The sequence below is a fragment of the Streptomyces parvus genome (genome assembly GCF_032121415.1).
Taxonomy (GTDB): Bacteria; Actinomycetota; Actinomycetes; order Streptomycetales; family Streptomycetaceae; genus Streptomyces; species Streptomyces globisporus_A.
This window is the reverse complement of sequence record NZ_CP135079.1, coordinates 6,764,305-6,784,009: the sequence shown is the minus strand read 5'-3', so window position 1 is coordinate 6,784,009 and position 19,705 is coordinate 6,764,305. Positions and strand designations below refer to the sequence as shown.

Here is a 19,705-nt window from a genome sequence, read left to right as displayed (position 1 = left end):
GGGGCGCTCATGCTGGTGGGGCGGGCGGCGTGCCCGCCGGACCGGGGCCGGCCGCAGACGCTTCTGATGGAGGTGCCGATGGATCCCGTCACCGCCCTGCGGCGGATCGCGTTCCTGCTGGAACGCTCACAGGCCGCCACCTACCGGGTGAAGGCCTTCCGTACGGCCGCCGCCGCCGTGGACGCCATGGCCGCAGGGGAGGCGGCCGAGCGGGTGGCCGCGAAGTCCCTGGAGCGGGTGCCCGGCATCGGCCCGCGTACGGCCGAGGTGATCCGTGAGGCCCTGGCGGGCAGGACACCCGGGTATCTGGACCGTTTGGAGAAGGAGGCCGCGGACGAGCCGCCCGTCGAGGCCGGCCAGGACCTCTTCGCGCGGCTGACGGGCGACTGCCATATGCACTCGGACTGGTCGGACGGGGGCAGCCCGATCGAGGAGATGGGCCGGACCGCCGCGGAGCTGGGCCACGCGTGGACCGTTCTCACCGACCACTCGCCCCGGCTGACGGTGGCCAAGGGCCTGTCGCCGGAACGGCTGCGGGAGCAGCTGGAGGTGGTGGCGCGGCTCAACGAGGAGTGGGCCCCGTTCCGGCTGCTGACGGGGATCGAGTGCGACATCCTGCCGGACGGCTCGCTCGACCAGGAGGACGAGCTGCTGGAGCGGCTCGACGTGGTGGTGGTCTCCGTCCACTCCAAGCTGCGGATGGACCCGGCCCCGATGACACAGCGGCTGGAAGCGGCCGTGAGCCATCCGCGGGCGAATGTGCTCGGCCACTGCACGGGACGCCTGCTGGAGGGACGTGGCCGCCCCGAGTCGCGGTTCGACGCGGACCGGGTCTTCGCGGCCTGCGCCGAGGCCGGGACGGCGGTGGAGATCAACTGCCGCCCGGAGCGGCAGGACCCGCCCCTGCGGCTGCTGCGCGCCGCCGTCGCGGCGGGGACGCTGTTCGCGATCGACACGGACGCGCATGCCCCGGGGCAGCTCGACTGGCAGCGGTCGGGGTGCGCCCGTGCCGAGGAGTGCGGGGTGCCGGCGGACCGCGTGGTGACGACCTGGAGCGCGGAACGGCTCCTGGAGTGGGCCGGCTGACCCCGCGCCCGGCTGCTTCCGTGGCACCGCACGGGCCGGCCCCCTCAGCACCGCACGCACCCGCCCCCGGAGGTGTGTACGTCCTCCGGGGGCGGGCGGGGGGGGAGGCACCGGCGGGGCTACTTCTCGGGGTAGATGTCCCCGGCCTCCATGGCGCTCTGCTGCTCGCTCCGGTCCCGGATCGTCCGGGACTTCTTCTCCAGCCGCTCACGCTCCTGCGGATCGCTCGCGCGCTCTGCCGCCTCGTGGAGCTGCCGGGACTTCTCACGCATCTGCCGAGCCAGGTCGGCGGGTTCGTCCGAACCGCTCATCACCACTCCTTGGACGCCGGGTACGGGACCTGTGTCCCCAGCGAACCAGCGACCGGCCGCCTGCGCATCCCGCGCGGCCGGGGCCCGGTCGCCGGAACCGGCGCTGCCGCGGCGGGCGCGGGCGGTCAGGCGGGCTGCCGGCCGAGGCGCCGCAGGAGCGCTCGCAGCCGGGGGTGGCGCGCGTGCGCCTCCTCCGAGCGGCGGTCCAGCTCCTCGCCGAGCCGTTTGGTGCGCTCCTCGATGTCGAGTTCGGCCAGCACCCGGTCGATCTCGGCGAGCAGAGCGCCGTGCAGCTGCCACTGGCGCGGATGCTCCTGGACGTCCTCCAGCAGCAGGTCGGCCACCCGGTCGCGGGCGGCGCGGCTGCGGACGAGCGCCTCGGCGAGCCGTTCCTCGGCCGCCTCCGCGTCGGCGGCGAGCTGGGTGGTGACCAGGACGGCGAAGCTCTCGATCGCCTCGGCGAGGTGGCCGAAGAGTTCCTGGAGCAGTTCCGTCACATCGGCCGGGAAGAGTGACTCCTCGGTACGGGCCTTCGCCAGGTCGGTGAGGGTGCGGGAGAGGACGCGCAGGACGACGGCGCAGATCTCCAAGGTGTCGAGCCCGGTGCGCAGGACGACCCGGTGGAGCAGTCCTTGTCTAACCCTTGGGTTGAGGGTGAGACTTTCCTCCGCCTGGCGCAGGGAGGCGTCGACCTCCACGATGTCGTGGTCGAGCCTGCGGGCCTCGTGCAGCCGGGCGGCGGCCCGGGAGACGGGGTTGTTCCCCACCACCTCCTCGCCCATGCTGCGCAGCATCGTGCCCATCCGGGCGGCCAGCGACTCGATGGAGGAGCCGGCCGAGCCGACCCAGACGGGCGGGGCGAGGAGCAGGTTGAACAGGAGCCCGACCACAGCCCCGATCAGCGTCTCCCACACCCGGTCCCAGGCGGTGTCGGCGACCTGGGAGACGCCGAGGACGAGCATCGCGCTGATCGCCACCTCGGGCACGAACTCGTTGACCCGGACCAGCCGTCCGACCAGCAGCGCGGTGAAGATGGTGAGACCGAGGCTCCACCAGCTCAGCCCCACCAGGGAGCTGAAGCCGATGGCGATGAGGACGCCGACGATGACGGAGTTCACCCTGCGGATGCCGGTCGTGAGGGTCGCGTAGAGGGTCACCTGGACGACCAGGAGCGCGGTGAGGGGTGCGGTGAGCGGGGCCGGTTCGGGCAGGAGCCAGACGGCCACGGAGTAGGCGATGACGGCGGCTGCCGTCGAGCGCAGCGTCTGCACCCCGGCGGGTTCGGTGGTGCGCTGCACGAGCTTGACGACGGGGGCGGAGACTCGGGGCATTCCTTGAAGGTGCCCCGATTCGCCCCGCCGCAGCGCCCCCCTCGGCCGGGCTCCGCCGTACGGGCCCCGCATCCGGGTGCGGAAACCCGGACGGCGTGCGCGGGGCCGCGTTCGGAGAGACCCTGGAGGCATGGCTGTACTACTGAATCCCCCAGGAGAGACACCGCCGGCCGAGGGTTCCATCGGCGAGGCCCACGAGGAGCGCGCGGACGGAGGGATGTGGGAGCACCCGGGCGTCTGGACCGCCCTGATCGTGGTGGGAGCGCTCGTGGTCGCCGGATTCTTCCTCGCCCGGATCTTCGGTTACGGATGACCGGCAAGGCTTCCGCGTCGGCGCGCCGGATCACCGACGCGCTGCTGGAGGAGTGCGGGCGGACGTATGCGGCGGAGGCGGGGATCCGGCTGCGCGACACTCCGCAGCCGCTCTACCAGCTTCTGGTCCTGAGCCATCTGCTGAGCGCCCGGATCCGTGGTTCGGTCGCCGTGGCCGCCGCGCGGGCGTTGTTCGCGCACGAGATGCGTACCCCGCGCCGGATGGCGGACGCGACCTGGCAGCAGCGCGTGGACGCGTTGGGCGAGGGCGGATACCGCCGCTACGACGAGCGGACCTCCACCCAGCTCGGGGAGGGCGCCCACCTCGTCCTCGACCTCTGGAAGGGCGACCTGCGGCGGCTGCGCGCGGAGGCGGACGGCGACACGGAGGCGTTGCGGGCGGGGCTCCAGCGCGTTCCGGGGATCGGCCCGGCGGGCGCCGACATCTTCGTACGCGAGGTACAGGCCGTGTGGCCGGAGACCGGGTTCTGGGTCGGTGCCAAGGGGCTTCAGGGGGCCGAGCGGCTCGGTCTGCCGACCTCCAGCGATCGCCTCCTCGGCCTGGCGCCTCCAGCGATCGCCTCCTCGGCCTGGCGCGTGACCGGGACCCGGCCGCGTTCGCCGCGGCACTGGTCAGGGCGGCCCTCGACCGGGAGACCGCCGAGGCGGTCCGGGAGGCGGCCCTCGCCCGGAAGTGACCGCCGCGCCGCCTCGCGAAGGCGCCCGGGCCGTACGGTGACGGCACGGGCGCCCAGCTCACTCTCAGCGGTCGGAAGCAGCCCGCGACGCGCGTGCCAGGGCCTCCTCGCGGCGGGCCTCGGCCTGTTCCCTCCTGCCCTCGGCCTTCAGCCGCTCGTTCTCGAGGGCGATGCCGTCCGATTCCTTGATCATGCCTCTGAGCCTCCGCGCCTTGGCGCGGGCTATCTCGGTGCTCTTTCCCACAGCTGCCTCCATGCCGCGAGGGAGATACGCGCTTCCTCCCTCCACTATGCATACGCGCGCGGTGAAACGCAGGGGGCTACAGCAGCGGATTGTCGTCGTCGTCCGGTCCGCCGCCCTCGACCCGCAGCGCGAGGTCCTGGAGGACGTCGGCCGACGACACGTCGGTCTGCCCGGAGTCATGGACCTGGGCCAGCATCGTGAACGCGAGGGTGAAGGCGCTCACGAGCTGTTCGACCGCACCGCCGACCTCGCGCCCGACGACGGCGACCACCTCCTCGACGGAGAAGTCGTCGGGGATGGCGATGTGGGGCATCGTCTCGTTCAGCAGGGCGGTGACGGCGCCCGCTCCCGCGTCCAGATCTTCCCGTTCGAGGTCCGCCTCCAGCAGACGCTGCATTTCGCGCGCCTCTGTGAGGATGCCGATCACACGCTTCACGACTTCCCGTTGCTCCATGGCCGCGAGCATAGGGTGTGCAACCCCGTCGCAACGTCCGGTCGAGTTGACTTGCGTCCGGTTGTCGCAGCGCTGCCGCGGCCGGAAAGGGGCAGGTCCATGGAGTGTGACCCGAAATCACCCGCCGTCGAGCTGACCGCCGCCGCGGCCGGTGTGCTGCGGCGGCTGCGGGCGGACCACGGTCCGTTGATGTTCCATCAGTCCGGCGGCTGCTGCGACGGCAGCGCGCCGATGTGCTACCCGGCGGGTGAGTTCCGCACCGGGGACGCCGATGTGCTCCTGGCGGAACTCGCCGTCGAAGGCATGGCCGAAAGGGTGCCTTTCTGGATGTCGCGGAGCCAGCACGCGGTGTGGGCCCACACCCGGCTGATCGTGGACGTGGTGGAGGGCCGCGGCAGCGGATTCTCGCTGGAGGCCCCGGAAGGGGTGCGCTTCCTCATCCGTTCCCGCCTGGTGGACGGGAACGGATGAGGAAGCGTGCTTTCGCGGCGTAACTCTCGTCGGTGTCCTCAGCGCTGCGGGCGCTGCGGGCGGGAGCGGTTCTCCTGCATGGCCCGGCGGATTTCCGCGGCGGTGGAGCGTGCGTGCTCCGTGGTCGCCGTGTGATCGGCGACCGAGGTGACGAAGCGGTGCAGCGGCTGCCGGCAGTGGGCGCACGGGGCGTCGGTCGTGAGGTGGTAGCCGTCCTCGCACAGGGGGTCGGTGCACGAGCCGGGCCGCAGGAGCTGTTCGGCGATGTCCTGGGCGCTCCACCGACGGCGGCCGTCCTCGTCGAGCTCACCCAGCGCGTGGGCCCAGCGCAGGTTCCAGCGTCGTTCGATGCGCTCGCGGAGCTGGGCGGCGCTGCGGACGGCGATCTCCTGGTGGATGAGGTCGTGGACGGTGCTCGGCACCCTGCCCCCGAGGGCCTGGAGGAGCTGGTGCGGCAGGGCCTGGAGGACATAGCCGCGGGGATTGCCCCGGGCGTTCTCCCGCCAGCGGTCGCAGGAGCAGGATCCGTCGGGGCGCCTGGGTGCGTGGCAGCGGCCGCACAGTCCGCGGCACTCGGCGCACAGCCCGCCGTCGAGGCCGTCCAGATGGGGCGCGGGTGCCCGGCCGCACTCATGGCAGCACGCCGCGCACGGCCCGCAGAGCCGCTCGTTGCCCGCCTTGGTCGTCCAGCTCCGCATCTGGCACCGGCAGCACAGGGCGGTGTTGCAGTACTCGTGGTGGGCGGCGCCCGAGTGCCGGCCGGAGGGCGGAAAAGACATGGGCCCATTGTGCGGGATGCCCGGTGCGGACGCGGACGGTCCCCCGTACGGCACGGGTGGCGGCGCCGTGCGCAACGCGGCGCCGGGTCGTCAGGGGTGCAGGCTGCTGACCAGGTCGGCGGTGGCCCCGACGCCGTCGTGGATGGTCGGCGCCATGCTCGTACCCGCCAGGAAGAAGCCCAGCAGGAGGCAGACCAGGGCGTGCGAGACCTTCAGTCCGCCGTTGCGCAGAAAGATCACCGCGAGGATCACCAGGAGCAGTACCAGTGAGATCGAAATGGCCATGACCAACCTCCTCCGCCGCGCCTGATTTGCGGCTTTCGGCCGCCAGTGTGGCGCAGCGGAGGGGCCGTTCGGCGCACTGGCGTGTCCGCCGAACGGGTACTTCCGGGAGGTCGCGCGTTACGGGGTCGGGGAGGCGTCCTGCCGAGCCCGCAGGAAGCTCTCCAGCCCTGCCAGGTCGTCGGTGTTCAGGTGGTCGACCCCCGCGGCGAGCAGTTCGGACCAGACGGCCTCGCGTTCGGGTCCCGCCACGTCCGGGGTCGCCCAGAAGCGGACGCGGCGGCCTTCGCGGTGGGCGGTGGCGACGAGGGAGCGGAGCCGGTCGCGCTCGGCCCGGGGGAAGGGGCCCGCGCCGAGCCAGCTGAAGCTCTGCGTCCAGTTGGCGCTGACGAGCGGGGCGAAGGAGGCGGGGGCCGGGGCGCCGAGGTCGTCGAGGCGGCCGTCGTAGAAGGCGAGGCGGGTGCGCTGGGCCTCCATGGGGGCCCGGGCGGCGCGGTCGCCGGAGATGACGGCGGTGACGGCACCGGGGACGACGCGGCCGTGCTGGTAACGGGTGAACATGCGCTGGTGGCGGCGCAGTTGCCGGTCCAGCTCGCGGTAGGCGGCGACGCCGTCGGCCTTGATGTCGACGAGGAGTTGCAGCGGGGCCCGGTGGTACGGGTGAACGCTGCCGTGCCCGGCGCGGACGAGGGCGGCGAGCGGGTCGAGGTAGAGCGAGGCGAGGGTACGGGTGGGGTCGAGGGTGGCGGGTTCATGGGCGACGAGCAGTTCGCCGTCGACCAGGAAGATGTCCGCCTCGACGCTGGTGAACCCATGGGCGAGCGCGTCGTGCAACGGGCGCGGGTGGAGGTAGTCGTTGTGCCCGTGGGCGTGGCGTAACGGACGCGGGCCGCGTGGGCGGACGGGTGCGGCGGCCGCTGTCGCGGTGGGGACGGCAACGCCCGCGGCGGCGGTGGCGAGGGCGACGGTGAGCGCGCGGCGGCGGGTGAGCTGGACCATGGGGACTCCCTGAGCGGCGGACGGGGTCGCGTCGAGTATGCGGGCGCGACCGGCTCTTCCGTCAGGTACCTGACAGGTGTTCGACGACGCTTCACGCCGTGGCCACCTCGGGGGCGGATCGCCGGCCGGACCCGTTCGGCGGAAGACCTACAGCTGTCTGAGGTGGTCGCGCAGCCGCCGGGCGGCTTCGGCCATCAGCCCGTCGACGCCCGGCTGTGCGCCCGCCGGGACCGACGACTCGGTCAGGACGGCGACGGCGAAGGTCTGTCCGTCGGCGTGCTCCACGACGCCGATCTCATGTCTCACATTCAGCAGGGTGCCCGTCTTGGAGGACCACCGGCTCGCGTCGGAACTGAAGTCCGGGGTCAGCCGATGGCGCAGCACGTTGTGGGCCAGGAGGTCGCGGAGCCGTTCGGCCACTTCCGGATGGATCTTCGACGGGGTCCACACGGCCTGGAGGAGGTCGACGAAGGAGCGCGCGCTGCCGGTGTTGGCGCGGGTCGTGTCGAGTTGGGGCACCCGGTGGCCGCGGCCGCTGGTGCCCGCGTCGATGGCCAGCGCGTGGGCGAGGTGCACCTGGTCGGCGTCGAAACGCTCCACGGGTGTGTCGAACAGCTCCTCCGTGCGGTGCCGGACCGTGATCCCGCGCAGGCCGGCCTCCCGGAGGAGGTCGGCGACCCGGGCGGGCGGAGTGAGGTCGAACAGCGCGTCGGCGGCCGTCCCGTCGCTCAGGCAGGTGCTGAGGTAGAGCAGGTCGTCGATCGCGATCCGGGCGGGGTGCCGGAAGCGGCTGAGGCCGGTCGGGCCGGGCGTGGTGACGCGCCCGGGCGCCACGTCCAGCAGGGCCGCGCCGTCCAGCTCACCGCGCCGGATGCGTTCGAGCGTGGCGAGCGCGAGCGGAACCTTGACCAGGGAGGCCGACGGCAGATCCGTGTCCGGCTCGATGCCCAGCTCCTCCCCCGTGGCCAGGTCCCGCACCAGCAGGCAGGCGCGCAGGCCGCCTTCGGACAGCCGGGCGCGCACGTCCCGCAACAGCGCCTCGGTGTTCATGCCGCCTTCCCTCCCCCGGCGAAGGCCGGGTCGTCCGCGCCCAGGCAGCGGGCGATGGCCTCGCCCAGCCGCGCCTCCATGGGCAGGGGGTTGCCGTCCGCCACGACCGTGAGGGCGTAGCCCCGGCGCGGGGTCATCTCCCCGATGGGGTGCCAGGCCAGGGCGAGTTCCTCCGCCTGGGTCCGGGAGCACAGCAGCAGGTCCTCGGAACAGAGGACTTCGGCCGCGGCGGCCGTCAGGTCCGGTGCGGCGAGAACCTGCGCGGGCCGCAGGCCCACCGCGTCCCGCAGCCGCGTCAGGGGGTCGCGGATGTGCGGTACGTCGTCCTCCGGCTGGATCCAGACGCGGCGGGCCGGACCCGGCGCACCCCGTCCGAGCCGCAGTGTCTCGACGTAGATCCGCCGCACCCCGCCGTCCCGCGCCCCGGCGAGCCCCAGCGGCACCGACCAGGGCGCCCCTTTCGCGGGTACGGCGAGCAGAGCGGCGCGCACCTGCTGGGCCTGGACGAGTTCCCTGCGGCGCACCGGTCCGGCGGTCCGGAGGTCGAGACGGACCCCGTGCCCCCGCGCCTCGGCGACCAGGCGGGCCAGGGCGGACGCGGAGCAGACGGCGGGGACGGCCAGTCGCCAGGGCTTGTCCTTGACGGCTTCGGCCTCCTCCAGCAGCACGTCGGCGGAGTGGACGAGCTGCCTGGCGGCGGCCAGCATGTCGCGCCCGAAAGGGGTGAGCACCGCCCGCCGCGACGTGCGCTCGAACAACTGCTCGCCGAAGCGCTCCTCCAGGGCGGCGACCCGTCGGCTCGCCACCGACTGGGACATCCCCGCGGCTGCCGCCCCGTCGGTGAAGCCGCCGTACTCGCTGACGCTGACGAACGCCCGACACGCTCCGACCAGATCCACACCCCGAGCCTATGCGGTTTCGGCATGGAAACGCGCATGAGCGTATTGGACCGCATGACCGGAGGCGACGAAGGTGGCTTCGGCAGGCATGATCACGTACCGGGACGGGTCCGTGCGGCCCCGTCCCCGATGCGCTCCGGTCCGGAGCGCCAGGAGGTTTCGCCCATGCATCACCCCCGCGTCAGGACCGCCGTCGCCGGGCTGGTCGCCACGCTGTCCCTCGTACCGCTGGCGGCCTGCGGGCAGAGCGACTCCACCGCGCCGCCCTCCTCCGCCAAGCCCGCCGCGAGCACGACGGCCTCCGCTGCCGCCGCGCAGCCGTACACCGGCGACTTCAAGGAGCTGGAGCGGAAGTTCGACGCGCGGCTTGGCGTCTACGCGATCGATACCGGCACCGGACACGAGGTGATCCACAACGACCGGGGGCGCTTCGCCTACAACTCCACCTTCAAGGCGCTCCAGGCCGCGGTCGTGCTCAGCACCTACTCCCTGGACGGCCTCGACAAGCGGGTGACCTACACCCGTGAGGACCTGGTCGCCAACTCCCCGGTGACCGAGAAGCACGTGGACGGCGGCATGACGCTCAAGGAGCTGTGCGACGCCTCCGTGCGCTACAGCGACAACACCGCCGCCAATCTCCTCTTCGACCACGTCGGCGGGCCCAAGGGCCTGGACGCCTCGCTGGAGAAGCTGGGCGACGACGTCACGCGGATGGACCGGGAGGAGCCGGAGCTGAGCCGCTGGGTCCCCGGCGAGAAGAGGGACACCTCCACGCCCCGGGCGCTGGCCGAGGATCTGCGCGCGTTCGTCCTGGGCAAGGCCCTGCGCGCACCCGAGCGGGCGCAGCTGACGACGTGGCTGCGGACCAACACCACCGGGGACGCGGTGATCAGGGCGGGTGTGCCGAAGAACTGGGTCGTCGGCGACAAGACCGGGACCGGCAGCTACTACGGGGCCCGCAACGACATCGCCGTGGTGTGGCCCCCGGACGCCGCGCCCATCGTGATCGCCATCCTGTCGCACCGCGGTACGAAGGACGCCGAGCCGGACGACCGGCTGATCGCCGAAGCGGCCTCCGTGGTCGTCGACTCGCTCTCCTAGCGGTTCGGGGAGCGGACAGTCCCGCGCGGACCGAGGGCCCCGGTCCGCGCGCACGCTTCGGATCGGCCGTGCCCCCGCCCGGTGGCCACCTGCCCGTCCGGAACTCGTACGCTTGCGCGGTGACTCAGGAATCCCGTCCGAACGGCTCTTCGGAGCCGCTGACGACCGACGCCGTGACCCGGATCGTGCTGCGCCCGATCGCCAGCCCGCTGCCGCTGGGCTTCTTCGCCCTGGGCCTGGGCAGCACGGTTCTGTCCTCCCTCCAACTCGGCTGGGTGCCGGCTGCGCAGAGCAGCATCCTTCTCCTTCTCGTCCTCATCTTCGTCGTCCCGCTCCAACTGATCGGCGGAGTCTTCGCCTTCCTGGCCCGCGACGCCGGGGCCGGCACGGCGCTGCTGCTGCTCGGCGCCGCCTGGGCGGGCACGAGTGTGACGTCCCTGGACTCCCCGCCCGGCAAGCCGGTGGTGGCCCAGGCCGTCTTCCTCCTGGCGCTCGTCCCCTTCGTCCTCGCCCTCGCCGGTGCGGCCGCGCAGTCCAAGCCCCTGTTCGCCGTCCTCCTCACGCTCACCGCCGTGCGCTTCGCCCTCACGGGCCTGTACGAGGCGGGTCTGGGCACCACCTTCCAGACGGCAGCGGGCTGGGCCGGCCTGGGCATCGGCGTCTTCGCGCTCTACGGGGGGCTCGCCCTGCTGGTCGAAGACGGGAAACAGCGCACCGTGCTCCCCCTCTTCCGCCGCGGCAAGGCCCGCGAGTCCATCGAGGGCGACCTGCGCGAGCAGCTCACCGAGGCCCAACAGGAGGCCGGAGTGCGCCACCAGCTCTGACGGGGCCGCACGCATACGCCCGGTTGCCGTGCCTACGGCCGGGCGGCCAGCCTCGTCGCGGGCGCCACCGCCGCCCCGCCGTTGCAGGAAGCTGTGGACCCCGACTCGGCAGACCGGCAAGGCGACCTGGGTTTGCCGCCGTTGCCCGGAACCGCATCCCCAGTCGGTCATTCTCGCCGAGGACGACGCGCGCGGCTTCGTCGTTCCCGGCATCGCCACGTCCGCGTCCCGCCTCTTCGTCCCCTCCGCCGAAGGCGCCTGATCGCCTTCGGCGAGGCGTAGGCCGACCGGGGCGCCGCCCGGGGACGCTCACCCGGCCGTCGCCGGCTCGGTGTCGCGCTCGTCCCAGCGGACCGTACGGTCGCACCAGCGCTCCAGCAGCACCCGGTCGTGGCCGACGGCCAGCAGGGCCGCCCCGGACTCGGCGCGGTAGCGCTCGACGACGGCGACCAGGGCGGCGGTGGTGGACGCGTCGAGCATCGCGGTCATCTCGTCGCAGATCAGCAGCCGGGGCCGCAGCACCAGGGCCCGGGCGAGGCAGGCCCGCTGGAGCTGGCCGTCGCTCACCGCGTGGGGCCGACGCTCCAGCAGCTCCTCGGAGAGGCCGACCAGCGGGGCCAGTTCCGCCACCCGCTCGGAAACGTCCCGGCGGCGGCCGGTGGACCGCAACGGCTGGGCGATCAGTTCGCGCAGGCTGAGGCGGGGGTCGGCGGAGAGCCGGGGCTGCTGGAAGACCACGCCGACGGCGGTGCGCTGCTCCCGCGGGGCGCGGTGCCGCCAGCCGCGTATCACCGTGCCGTCGAGGGTCATGGTTCCGGCGTCCGGGCGGTGCAGGAGGGCGGCGACCTTGGCCAGGGTGGACTTGCCGCAGCCGCTGGGACCCAGCAGCCCGACCGCCTGGCCCGCACCGACGTGCAGGGACACGTCCCGGACGACGGGGTCGCGGCGGTCGTAGCCGGCGGTGATGCGGGTCAGCTCAAGCATCGGCGGACTCCTTCGTCGGGGAGTGTGCCCGGACGGCCGCCCCGTGGTGGCAGGCCAGGCCCGCCGTGAAGGCCGGGCGTTCGCCGGTGCAGCGGGCATCGGCGAACGCACAGCGGTCGGCGAAGGCGCAGCCCTCGGGGAGCGCCCCGAGCTCCGGCGGCATCCCGGGGATCGGGGTGAACTCCCGCTCGGGCAGGGCGTCCAGCAGGCCCTTGGCGTACGGGTGGCGGGGGCCGGGTGCGCCGAAGAAGGCCTCCGCGTCCGCGATCTCGACGATCCGGCCCGCGTACATGACGGCGACCCGGTCGGCGATGCGTTCGGCGGCGGCCAGGTCGTGGGTGATGATCAGCAGCGCCCGGCCCTCGTCGGTGTGGCGGCGCAGTTCGTCCACGGTCCGCTCGACGAGGTCCCGGTCGAGTCCGGTGGTCGGTTCGTCGGCGAGCAGCAGCGGAGCGTCGCCGATCAGGGCGAGGGCGGTCGCGGCACGCTGGGCGAGGCCGCCGGAGAGTTCGTGCGGGTAACGGTCGAGGTGCCCCTCGGGGAACGAGGCGCGGGCGGCGGCCGCCACGGCGGCCTTCGGCAGCTCGCTGCCGCGCGCCCCGGTCAGCTCGCGCAGGCTCTCCTCCAGCTGGGCCCGGACGGTGCGCACGGGCGTGAGGTGGGCGGCGGGGCTCTGCGGTACGAGGCCGATGCGCCGCCCCCGTACGGTGCGGGCGAGGGTGAGTTCGCCCGCGGTGAGCAGGTCCGTGTCCCCGCCGAGCAGCGCGCTGCCGGTGGTCCGGGCGTTGGCGGGCAGCAGGCCCAGCAGGGCGGAGGCCAGGACGGACTTGCCGCAGCCGCTCTCGCCGACCAGGGCGAGGCACTCCCCCGGCGCGACGGAGAAGCGGGCGTCGGTGACGGCGGCGATGTCCCGGCCGCCGCGCATCCGGAAGCGGACGGAGAGGTCCCGGACGTCGAGGACGGGAGCCTGGGTTGTCGCTCGGTCGGCGGTCACAGCATCAGCTCCGATTTCCGGCGCGGGTTGATCCGGTCGCGCCAGGCTCCGGCGAGGCCCGCGAGCGCGAGGGTCGGGATGATCAGGAAGAGGCCGGGGAAAAGGGTGGGCCACCAGTCGCCCGCGAGCAGCGAACCGCGTGCGGACTGGACGAGGTTGCCGAGGCTGGCCTGGTGGGCCGGGAGCCCGAGCCCGAGGAAGGACAGCGCGGACTCGTGCCACATGGCGTGCGGCACCATCAGCACCGCCGCCAGGCCCGCCTGCGGCAGCACGCCGGGCAGCAGGTGGCGGACGATGACCCGGGTGCGGGAGGCGCCGCCGGAGATGGCCGCGTCGATGAAGGGGCGCGAGCGCAGCGAGAGCACTTCGGAGCGGACGATCCGGGCCGTGGAGATCCAGTGCGTCAGGGCGACCGAGACGATCACCGGCCAGACACCGGGCCGGAACATCGCGACGATGAAGATGCCGAGCAGCAGGTGCGGGATGGAGGACAGGGCGTCCACGACGCGCATCACGACCCGGTCGGTCCAGCCGCCGAACGCCCCGGCGAGCGCGCCGACGGCAGTGCCGATGACGGTGGCGGTGAGAGCGGCGACCAGACCGACGAGCAGGGACACGCGCAGCCCGTAGACGCAGCGCAGCAGGAGGTCGCGGCCGACGTCGTCGGTGCCGAACGGGTGGGCGAGGGACGGCGGGTCGAGCTTGTGGGCCAGGTCGACGGCCTGCTGGTCGAGCTGGGCCAGCGGCGGGACGACGAGGACGGCGAGCGCGACGGCGGTGACGATCACCGCCGAGGTGACGACCCGGACGCGGCGGGTGGCGCGGCCCGGCCGGGCGAGTGCGGTCTCAGCCATCGAAGGCCACCCGGGGGTCGGCGAGTCCGTAGAGGAGGTCGGAGAGCAGGTTGCCGAGCAGGACGGCGGCGGTGGCGAGCACCGTGAGCGCGGCGAGCAGGGAGAAGTCCACCGAGGTGGCGGCCTGGACGGTGGCGGCGGCGATGCCGGGCCAGCTGAAGACCGTCTCGACGAGCAGGGCGCCGGTGATGAGTTCGGGGACGCGGGAGCCGATCAGGGTGAGCATCGGCAGCATCCCGGAGCGCAGGGCGTGGCCGAGGAGCACGGTGCGTTCGCTCAGTCCCCGGGCGCGGGCGCCGCGGACCGGGTCCTCGGCCAGCGCGTCGGCGACCCCTTGGCGTACGTACAGGAAGAACCACGGCAGCTGGGAGACGCCGAGGACGGCGGCGGGCAGCACCAGGTGGGAGGCGACCTGGCCGAAGGTGACGACGTCGCTGGCGGCGTCGGTGAGCCCCCCGGCCGGGAGGACGTCGAGTTTCAGGGCGAAGAACCAGATGGCGAGCAGGCCGAGCCAGAAGGCGGGGGCGGCCTCCAGGGTGTACGCGACGGAGCTGACGCACCGGTCGAGCCAGCCGCCGGGCCGGCGGGCGGCGAGGACGCCGAGGCCGGTGCCGAGCAGAATCGCGATGAGGAAGGCGGTGGCGGCGAGCAGGACGGACCACCCCATGCGCTCGGCGATGACGTCGGCGACCGGCTGGCGCATCACGCTGGAGTCGCCGAAGTCGCCCTGGAGGGCGGAGGTCAGCCAGTCCCACCAGCGGGCGACGAGCGGCTGGTCGACGCCGAGGTTGGCCCGCAGCTGGTCGAGGTTCTCCTGTGACGCGGTGAGCCCGGCAGTGCCCGCGTAGGCCTTGACCGGGTCGAAGGGGGACGCGGCGGCGACGGCGAAGACGCCGAAGGTGACGATGCCGAGGACGGGGACGGCGAACAGGGCCCGCCGTCCCGCCATCCTCGCCATCGGCCCCCAGGGAAGGCGGCGGCTCACTTCTCCGAGCCCCCGGCGCTCTTGGTGGACCACTTCTCGACGTTCCACCAGGGGCCGGAAGCCAGCCCGTGGTCGTGCGGCTCGACCTGGGTGGTGAGGGGGCCGAAGCGGTCGTCGACGACGTAGAGGTGGTCGATGTGGGTGAGGAAGGTGTACCCCGGGTTCTTCACCAGCTCGCGCTGGACGGTGTCGTACGCCTTCTTCCGCTCGGCCTTGTCCCCGCTCCTGCGCCCCGCCTCGATCGCGGCGTCGACGGCCTTGTTGTCGTACCAGGCCATGTTGTTGAAGCCGTCGCCCGCGAGGGAGGACTTGAGCAGGGTGTACTGGTCGAAGTCGGGGTCGGCCGGGGAGCCGCCGCCCGCGAGCACGGCGTCGTGCTTCATGCGGGGCTCGATGACCTCCCAGGTCCCGGCCTCGGTGCGGATGTCGATGCCCGCCTTCTTGGCGTCGGAGGCGTAGGCGAGGGCGTGCTCCTGGCGGAGCTTGTCACCGCTGAGGTACCAGAGGGGGAAGGTGGCGCGCACCCCGTCCTTGACGCGGACGCCGTCCTTGCCGGGCTTCCATCCGGCCTCGTCCAGGATCTTCTTGGCGGCGGCGAGGTCGTGGGGGCGCTCGGTGCCCTGGGTGAACCACTCGCTGTCGGTGGGGACGGGGCCGTAGGCGGGCTTGCCGCTGCCGTTGAGGATGGCGTCGACCATCGTCTGCCGGTCGACCGCCACATCGAGGGCGCGGCGCACGGCCCTGTCGCCGGCGACCTTGTTGTTGGTGGGGAGCGTCACCGTGCGGTAGTCGTAGCTGTTCGCCGCGTAGGTCTTCTTGGTCCGGTCGTCGGCGAAGCCCTTGGCGAGGTTGGGCGGCAGGATCGCGCCGTCGAGGTCGCCGGAGCGCAGCCGGGTGGCGCGCACGTCGTCGTCCTTGATGATCGCCATGGTGAACTTCTTCACCTCGGGTGCGCCGCCCCAGTAGTGGGGGTTGGCGGTGAAGCTGAGCTTCTCGCCCTTGGACCACTTGGTCAGGACGTAGGGCCCGGTGCCGATCGGCTTGGTGGTGAAGGTCCCGGTGTTGACGTCCTGCTTGCCGGCGATGTGCTCGGGGGCGATGGGCAGGACGGTGCGCTGGGCGAACGGCGCGTAGGGGTACTTGAGCGTGAAGACGACCGTGTCCTCGCCCTTCGCCGTGACGTCCTCGACGGCGTCCAACTCGGTGCGGGAGGGGTTGTTGGTCTTCTCGTCGAAGATGGTGCGGTAGGTGAAGACGACGTCCTTGGCGCCGAACGCCTCGCCGTCGCTGAACTTCACGCCCTGGCGCAGCTTGTACGTGTACGTCAGGCCGTCGGCGCTGACCTCGGGGAGTGCGGCGGCGAGGGCGGGGCGGAGCTTCATGTCCGCGTCCAGGGCGAGCAGTCCGTCGAAGATCTTGGAGTTGCCGTCCTTTCCGTAGCCGAGCAGCGGGCTCAGGCTGTCGGGCTCGTAGGCGATGCCGACGACGGCCGAGGTGGAGCCCGAACCGGACCCGCTCTTGGCGCTCTCCGGGTTCGAGCAGGCCGCCGCGGTCAGGGACAGGGCGGTCGCCAGTGCGGCGGCGACCGCCACCCGTATCGATCGGACCGTCATATCTCTGCACATCCCTGTTGAAGATCGGCTGCTATTGCGAACAGCATGCAATTAAACAGCACGTAAAAGGCCCCGGTACACCCCGCCTCGACAGGCGGGACGGGATGTACCAGGGCCGATGCGCCGAAGGACGCTTCTCAGGGCGCCGGAAGCTCCGCCAGCTCCGCGACGGACCGGCGGTGACTGCCCGCCGTGCCGAACGCGATCGAGTCCGCCTTGGCGCGCTTGAGGTACAGGTGCGCGGGGTGCTCCCAGGTCATGCCGATCCCGCCGTGCAGTTGGACGCACTCCTCGGCGGCGTGCACGGCGGCACCCGAGCAGTACGCCTGGGCCACCGCGACGGCGAGCGGGGCGTCGGGGCTGCCGGTGGCCAGCGCGTCGGCGGCGTTACGGGCGGCGGCGCGGGCCGAGACGACCTCCAGCCAGAGCTGTGCCATCCGGTGCTTGAGCGCCTGGAACGATCCGACCGGCCGGTTGAACTGGTGGCGTTCGCGGGTGTGGCGGACGGTCTCGGTCAGACACCACTCGGCGATCCCGAGCTGTTCGGAGGCGAGCAGCCCGGCCCCGGCGAGCAGCCCGCGCCGTACGGCGGTGGCCCCGGCCTCCGCGTCGGCCAGTAGGGTCCCGGCCGCCCCGCTCAGGCTGACGGCGGCGAGCGGGCGGGTCAGGTCGAGCGGGACGAGCGCCTCGACGGTGACGCCGGGGCCCGAGGTCTCGACCGCGTACAGCCCCTCGGCGGTCGGCACCAGGAGGACATCGGCGGCCGCCGCGTCGGCGACGCCCGGGACCGTTCCGTCGAGGGCGGCGAGGACCGGCCCCGCCCCCGCGGGCGGGGTCGCGAAGGGCACGGCGAGCACGGCCGTACGGGCGCCGGAGGCCAGTTCGCCGAGAAGGGCTGCGGCCGGCCCGTCCGCGCCGACCAGTGCGAGCAGGGTCTCGGTGGCGACGACGGAGCTGGTCAGATAGGGGGCGGGGGCGACGCTGCGCCCCAGCTCCTCCAGGACCACGGCGGCCTCGCGGTGGGACGCGCCCTGGCCGCCGAACTTCTCGGGGACGAGGAGTCCGGCCGCGCCGATGTCACCGGCCAGCGAGGACCACAGCCGCGGGTCGTACGGCGTGTCGGCCTCGGTGGCGGCGATCACCGTCGGCGCGTCGGCCCGGTCGGCGAGGAGGGCGCGCACGGCGGAGCGGAGGTCCTCCTCGTCCTGCGAGTAGAGCAGGTCGGGCGTGGCGGGGGGCTGGGCGGGCGCGGTCATCGGCTCAGGTCCTTCCAGGCGACGTCCTTGTCGTTGCGGGGCTCGGGGGGCAGCCCGAGGACGCGTTCGGCCACGATGTTCAGCAGGACCTCGCTGGTGCCGCCCTCGATGGAGTTGCCCTTGGAGCGCAGATAGCGGTAGCCGGCGTCCCGTCCGGTGAAGTCGACCGACTCCGGGCGGACCATGGTCCAGTCGCTGTACAACAGGCCCTCGTCGCCGAGGAGTTCGACCTCCAGGCCGCTGATCTCCTGGTTGAGGCGGGCGAAGGCGAGCTTCATGCCCGAGCCCTCGGGCCCGGGCTGTCCGGCGACGAGCTGCTGGCGCAGCCGCTCGCCGGTGAGCCGGGCGACCTCGGCCTCCACCCAGAGGGTCAGCAGGCGCTGGTGGGTGTCGGCGGTGCGCAGCTCGGGGCGTTCGCGCCAGGTCCTCGCGACCGGGCCGATCATGCCGCCCTCGCGGGGGATGCGGGAGCCGCCGATGGAGACGCGCTCGTTCATCAGGGTGGTCTGGGCGACCTTCCACCCCTCGCCAACGGGCCCGAGCCGGTGGCTGTCGGGGATGCGTACGCCGGTGAGGAAGACCTCGTTGAACTCGGCCTCGCCGGTGATCTGGCGCAGCGGCCGGACCTCGACGCCGGGGTCGGCCATGTCGCAGATGAAGTAGCTGATGCCCCGGTGCTTGGGCAGGTCCGGGTCGGTGCGGGCGATGAGGATGGCCCAGCGGGCCAGGTGGGCGCTGGACGTCCAGACCTTCTGGCCGTCGACGATCCAGTCGCCGGCCTCGTCCTGGACGGCCCGGGTGGCCAGGGCGGCGAGGTCGGATCCGGCGCCCGGCTCGCTGAACAGCTGGCACCAGACCTCCTCCCCCACCCACAGCGGGCGCAGGAAGCGGCGCTTCTGCTCGTCGGTGCCGAAGCCGAGGATGGTGGGCGCGGCCATGCCGAGGCCGATGCCGATGCGGCGCGGGTCGTTGTCCGGCGCGTCGGCGGCGGCGAGTTCGGCGTCGGCGACCTGCTGGAGGGAGCGGGGCGCGTCGAGCCCGCCGAGGCCCACCGGGTAGTGGACCCAGGCGAGGCCCGCGTCGAAGCGGGCCTTCAGGAAGTCGGTGCGGTCGGTGGTGGCGGGCGGGTGCGCGGCGAGCAGCTCGCGGGTGCGGCGGCGGACCTCGGCGGCGTCGGCTGCGGGGCTCATCGGCCGCCTCCGGGCAGGACGACGATGCGGCCGGTGCTGGTGCCGTCGGCGACGCGCTGGACGGCGTCGGCGGCGCCGTCCATGGCGACACGCTCGCTGATCAGGGGTTTGACGATGCCCTGCTCCGCGAGTTCGGTCAGCTCCTGATGGCAGGCGCGGACGGCGGCCGGGTCCTTGGTGTTGTAGAGGCCCCAGTGCAGTCCGACGACCGAGTAGTTCTTCACCAGGGCGTGGCCGAGGGCCGGGGCGGGGATGACGCCGCTGGCGAAGCCGACGACGAGGATGCGGCCCTCGAAGGCGACGCACTTGGTGGACTTGGCGTACGCGTCGCCGCCGACCGGGTCGTAGACGACGTCCGCGCCGCGCCCGCCGGTGGCTTCCTTCACGGCGGCGACGATGTCCTCGCTGCGCCGGTCGATGACCAGGTCGCAGCCGAGCGCGCGGGCGACGGCCGCCTTCTCGGGGCCGCCGACGACGCCGATGACCTTCGCGCCCGCGGCCTTGCCGAGCTGGACGGCGGCGCTGCCGACGCCGCCGGCCGCCGCGTGGACGAGGAGGGTCTCGCCGGGCTGGAGGCGGGCGCGGCGGTGCAGGCCGAACCATCCGGTCTGGTAGCCGATGTGCAGGGCGGCCGCTTCGGCGTCGTCCAGGGCGTCGGGTGCGGGCAGCAGGGCCGCCTCGTCCGCGACCACGTGGTCGGCGAAGCCGCCGTGGGGCAGGGCGGGGGTGGCGAGGACCCGCCGCCCGTCCTCGGTGGTGCCGCACACCTCGACGCCAGGGGTGAACGGCAGCGGCGGCCTCACCTGGTACTGGCCCCGGCAGAGCAGGGCGTCGGGGAAGTTGACGTTCGCCGCGCGGACCTCGACGAGCACCTGCCCGTCGCCGGGCGTGGGCCGGTCCGTCTCCTCCAGCCGCATCACCTCGCCCGGCTCACCGTTCCGGTGCACTCGCCATGCCTGCATGAGGGGCCTCCACAACACTGTCGGCA

General features: G+C 73.2%; 22 protein-coding genes and 1 pseudogene. 6 read left to right on the top strand and 17 right to left on the bottom strand.

The window, feature by feature from the left end:
* Nucleotides 1-78: 78 nt before the first annotated feature.
* On the top strand, nucleotides 79-1,086 hold the full coding sequence (locus RNL97_RS31460; protein WP_243316071.1) for a PHP domain-containing protein: 1,008 nt from the start codon (nucleotides 79-81) through the stop codon (nucleotides 1,084-1,086).
* Nucleotides 1,087-1,205: 119 nt separating this feature from the next.
* Here the strand turns inward: RNL97_RS31460 and RNL97_RS31455 are convergent, their stop codons facing one another.
* Both RNL97_RS31455 and RNL97_RS31450 read right to left on the bottom strand, forming a co-directional pair.
* Nucleotides 1,206-1,397 (bottom strand): DUF6381 family protein, encoded by a 192-nt coding sequence (locus tag RNL97_RS31455; RefSeq protein WP_030586190.1) that lies wholly within the window; start codon nucleotides 1,395-1,397, stop codon nucleotides 1,206-1,208.
* 125 nt (nucleotides 1,398-1,522) lie between these two features.
* On the bottom strand, nucleotides 1,523-2,728 hold the full coding sequence (locus tag RNL97_RS31450; protein ID WP_030586192.1) for an FUSC family protein: 1,206 nt from the start codon (nucleotides 2,726-2,728) through the stop codon (nucleotides 1,523-1,525).
* Nucleotides 2,729-2,858: 130 nt separating this feature from the next.
* On the opposite strand from RNL97_RS31450, the gene RNL97_RS31445 reads away from it, so the two are divergent.
* Nucleotides 2,859-3,041 carry a DUF6480 family protein gene (locus RNL97_RS31445; RefSeq protein WP_030586194.1) on the top strand — a complete coding sequence of 61 codons (183 nt, stop codon included), beginning with the start codon at nucleotides 2,859-2,861 and terminating at the stop codon, nucleotides 3,039-3,041.
* Nucleotides 3,038-3,738, top strand: a pseudogene (locus RNL97_RS31440) (endonuclease). The gene RNL97_RS31445 and the pseudogene RNL97_RS31440 overlap by 4 nt, the downstream one beginning before the upstream one ends.
* 64 nt (nucleotides 3,739-3,802) lie before the next feature.
* Here the strand turns inward: RNL97_RS31440 and RNL97_RS31435 are convergent.
* Nucleotides 3,803-3,982 carry a hypothetical protein gene (locus RNL97_RS31435; protein ID WP_030586198.1) on the bottom strand — a complete coding sequence of 60 codons (180 nt, stop codon included), beginning with the start codon at nucleotides 3,980-3,982 and terminating at the stop codon, nucleotides 3,803-3,805.
* A 76-nt stretch (nucleotides 3,983-4,058) separates the two neighbouring features.
* On the bottom strand, nucleotides 4,059-4,448 hold the full coding sequence (locus RNL97_RS31430) for a hypothetical protein (RefSeq protein WP_030586199.1): 390 nt from the start codon (nucleotides 4,446-4,448) through the stop codon (nucleotides 4,059-4,061).
* Nucleotides 4,449-4,535: 87 nt separating this feature from the next.
* Between RNL97_RS31430 and RNL97_RS31425 the strand changes: the two genes are divergently transcribed.
* The gene (locus RNL97_RS31425) at nucleotides 4,536-4,907 is read left to right on the top strand and encodes a DUF779 domain-containing protein (RefSeq protein ID WP_030586201.1); all 372 of its coding nucleotides are present in this window, start codon (nucleotides 4,536-4,538) and stop codon (nucleotides 4,905-4,907) included.
* 38 nt (nucleotides 4,908-4,945) lie between these two features.
* On the opposite strand, the gene RNL97_RS31420 is transcribed toward RNL97_RS31425, so the two are convergent.
* The 5 genes from RNL97_RS31420 to RNL97_RS31400 all read right to left on the bottom strand — a co-directional run bounded on the left by RNL97_RS31420 (nucleotide 4,946) and on the right by RNL97_RS31400 (nucleotide 8,916).
* Complete coding sequence (locus RNL97_RS31420; protein WP_030586203.1) at nucleotides 4,946-5,686, bottom strand: hypothetical protein; 741 nt, start codon at nucleotides 5,684-5,686, stop codon at nucleotides 4,946-4,948.
* Between the two features lie 90 nt (nucleotides 5,687-5,776).
* Nucleotides 5,777-5,971 carry a hypothetical protein gene (locus RNL97_RS31415; RefSeq protein WP_006129323.1) on the bottom strand — a complete coding sequence of 65 codons (195 nt, stop codon included), beginning with the start codon at nucleotides 5,969-5,971 and terminating at the stop codon, nucleotides 5,777-5,779.
* A 117-nt stretch (nucleotides 5,972-6,088) separates the two neighbouring features.
* Nucleotides 6,089-6,967, bottom strand: coding sequence for a phosphatidylinositol-specific phospholipase C/glycerophosphodiester phosphodiesterase family protein (locus RNL97_RS31410; protein ID WP_313751490.1), 879 nt, complete (start codon nucleotides 6,965-6,967; stop codon nucleotides 6,089-6,091).
* A 147-nt stretch (nucleotides 6,968-7,114) separates the two neighbouring features.
* Nucleotides 7,115-8,017, bottom strand: a complete 903-nt coding sequence (locus tag RNL97_RS31405) for a serine hydrolase (protein WP_030586208.1) — start codon at nucleotides 8,015-8,017, stop codon at nucleotides 7,115-7,117.
* Entirely contained in the window at nucleotides 8,014-8,916 is a 903-nt protein-coding gene (locus tag RNL97_RS31400; protein WP_030586210.1) for a LysR family transcriptional regulator, read from the bottom strand. Before RNL97_RS31400 ends, RNL97_RS31405 begins: the two co-directional genes overlap by 4 nt.
* A 165-nt stretch (nucleotides 8,917-9,081) precedes the next feature.
* On the opposite strand from RNL97_RS31400, the gene bla reads away from it, so the two are divergent.
* Both bla and RNL97_RS31390 read left to right on the top strand, forming a co-directional pair.
* The gene (gene bla, locus RNL97_RS31395; protein ID WP_030586211.1) at nucleotides 9,082-10,017 is read left to right on the top strand and encodes a class A beta-lactamase; all 936 of its coding nucleotides are present in this window, start codon (nucleotides 9,082-9,084) and stop codon (nucleotides 10,015-10,017) included.
* 173 nt (nucleotides 10,018-10,190) lie between these two features.
* Nucleotides 10,191-10,841, top strand: coding sequence for a GPR1/FUN34/YaaH family transporter (locus RNL97_RS31390; protein ID WP_374115209.1), 651 nt, complete (start codon nucleotides 10,191-10,193; stop codon nucleotides 10,839-10,841).
* Between the two features lie 309 nt (nucleotides 10,842-11,150).
* Here RNL97_RS31390 and RNL97_RS31385 read toward each other — a convergent pair whose 3' ends face one another.
* From RNL97_RS31385 to RNL97_RS31350, 8 genes are all read right to left on the bottom strand, one after another.
* Entirely contained in the window at nucleotides 11,151-11,825 is a 675-nt protein-coding gene (locus RNL97_RS31385) for an ABC transporter ATP-binding protein (protein WP_030586213.1), read from the bottom strand.
* Nucleotides 11,818-12,819: an ABC transporter ATP-binding protein gene (locus RNL97_RS31380; protein WP_030586214.1), complete on the bottom strand. Its 1,002-nt coding sequence runs from the start codon at nucleotides 12,817-12,819 to the stop codon at nucleotides 11,818-11,820. Before RNL97_RS31380 ends, RNL97_RS31385 begins: the two co-directional genes overlap by 8 nt.
* Entirely contained in the window at nucleotides 12,816-13,673 is an 858-nt protein-coding gene (locus tag RNL97_RS31375) for an ABC transporter permease (protein ID WP_030586216.1), read from the bottom strand. Before RNL97_RS31375 ends, RNL97_RS31380 begins: the two co-directional genes overlap by 4 nt.
* Nucleotides 13,666-14,631: an ABC transporter permease gene (locus RNL97_RS31370; RefSeq protein ID WP_030586218.1), complete on the bottom strand. Its 966-nt coding sequence runs from the start codon at nucleotides 14,629-14,631 to the stop codon at nucleotides 13,666-13,668. Before RNL97_RS31370 ends, RNL97_RS31375 begins: the two co-directional genes overlap by 8 nt.
* A gap of 23 nt (nucleotides 14,632-14,654) precedes the next feature.
* Nucleotides 14,655-16,271: an ABC transporter substrate-binding protein gene (locus RNL97_RS31365; protein ID WP_030586220.1), complete on the bottom strand. Its 1,617-nt coding sequence runs from the start codon at nucleotides 16,269-16,271 to the stop codon at nucleotides 14,655-14,657.
* 137 nt (nucleotides 16,272-16,408) lie between these two features.
* On the bottom strand, nucleotides 16,409-17,527 hold the full coding sequence (locus RNL97_RS31360; RefSeq protein ID WP_030586222.1) for an acyl-CoA dehydrogenase family protein: 1,119 nt from the start codon (nucleotides 17,525-17,527) through the stop codon (nucleotides 16,409-16,411).
* The gene (locus RNL97_RS31355) at nucleotides 17,524-18,717 is read right to left on the bottom strand and encodes an acyl-CoA dehydrogenase family protein (RefSeq protein WP_030586224.1); all 1,194 of its coding nucleotides are present in this window, start codon (nucleotides 18,715-18,717) and stop codon (nucleotides 17,524-17,526) included. Before RNL97_RS31355 ends, RNL97_RS31360 begins: the two co-directional genes overlap by 4 nt.
* Nucleotides 18,714-19,679 carry an NADPH:quinone oxidoreductase family protein gene (locus RNL97_RS31350; RefSeq protein WP_030586226.1) on the bottom strand — a complete coding sequence of 322 codons (966 nt, stop codon included), beginning with the start codon at nucleotides 19,677-19,679 and terminating at the stop codon, nucleotides 18,714-18,716. The genes RNL97_RS31355 and RNL97_RS31350 overlap by 4 nt, the downstream gene beginning before the upstream one ends.
* Between the last annotated feature and the right edge of the window lie 26 nt (nucleotides 19,680-19,705).

What these genes read in the sequence shown, in the direction of transcription:
- RNL97_RS31460 (WP_243316071.1), top strand. Translation starts at nt 79, where the DNA reads ATGGATCCCGTCACCGCCCTGCGGCGGATCGCGTTCCTGCTGGAACGC.
- RNL97_RS31455 (WP_030586190.1), bottom strand. Translation starts at nt 1,397, where the DNA reads ATGAGCGGTTCGGACGAACCCGCCGACCTGGCTCGGCAGATGCGTGAG.
- RNL97_RS31450 (WP_030586192.1), bottom strand. Translation starts at nt 2,728, where the DNA reads ATGCCCCGAGTCTCCGCCCCCGTCGTCAAGCTCGTGCAGCGCACCACC.
- RNL97_RS31445 (WP_030586194.1), top strand. Translation starts at nt 2,859, where the DNA reads ATGGCTGTACTACTGAATCCCCCAGGAGAGACACCGCCGGCCGAGGGT.
- RNL97_RS31430 (WP_030586199.1), bottom strand. Translation starts at nt 4,448, where the DNA reads ATGCTCGCGGCCATGGAGCAACGGGAAGTCGTGAAGCGTGTGATCGGC.
- RNL97_RS31425 (WP_030586201.1), top strand. Translation starts at nt 4,536, where the DNA reads ATGGAGTGTGACCCGAAATCACCCGCCGTCGAGCTGACCGCCGCCGCG.
- RNL97_RS31420 (WP_030586203.1), bottom strand. Translation starts at nt 5,686, where the DNA reads ATGTCTTTTCCGCCCTCCGGCCGGCACTCGGGCGCCGCCCACCACGAG.
- RNL97_RS31415 (WP_006129323.1), bottom strand. Translation starts at nt 5,971, where the DNA reads ATGGCCATTTCGATCTCACTGGTACTGCTCCTGGTGATCCTCGCGGTG.
- RNL97_RS31410 (WP_313751490.1), bottom strand. Translation starts at nt 6,967, where the DNA reads ATGGTCCAGCTCACCCGCCGCCGCGCGCTCACCGTCGCCCTCGCCACC.
- RNL97_RS31405 (WP_030586208.1), bottom strand. Translation starts at nt 8,017, where the DNA reads ATGAACACCGAGGCGCTGTTGCGGGACGTGCGCGCCCGGCTGTCCGAA.
- bla (WP_030586211.1), top strand. Translation starts at nt 9,082, where the DNA reads ATGCATCACCCCCGCGTCAGGACCGCCGTCGCCGGGCTGGTCGCCACG.
- RNL97_RS31385 (WP_030586213.1), bottom strand. Translation starts at nt 11,825, where the DNA reads ATGCTTGAGCTGACCCGCATCACCGCCGGCTACGACCGCCGCGACCCC.
- RNL97_RS31375 (WP_030586216.1), bottom strand. Translation starts at nt 13,673, where the DNA reads ATGGCTGAGACCGCACTCGCCCGGCCGGGCCGCGCCACCCGCCGCGTC.
- RNL97_RS31370 (WP_030586218.1), bottom strand. Translation starts at nt 14,631, where the DNA reads ATGGCGAGGATGGCGGGACGGCGGGCCCTGTTCGCCGTCCCCGTCCTC.
- RNL97_RS31365 (WP_030586220.1), bottom strand. Translation starts at nt 16,271, where the DNA reads ATGACGGTCCGATCGATACGGGTGGCGGTCGCCGCCGCACTGGCGACC.
- RNL97_RS31360 (WP_030586222.1), bottom strand. Translation starts at nt 17,527, where the DNA reads ATGACCGCGCCCGCCCAGCCCCCCGCCACGCCCGACCTGCTCTACTCG.
- RNL97_RS31355 (WP_030586224.1), bottom strand. Translation starts at nt 18,717, where the DNA reads ATGAGCCCCGCAGCCGACGCCGCCGAGGTCCGCCGCCGCACCCGCGAG.
- RNL97_RS31350 (WP_030586226.1), bottom strand. Translation starts at nt 19,679, where the DNA reads ATGCAGGCATGGCGAGTGCACCGGAACGGTGAGCCGGGCGAGGTGATG.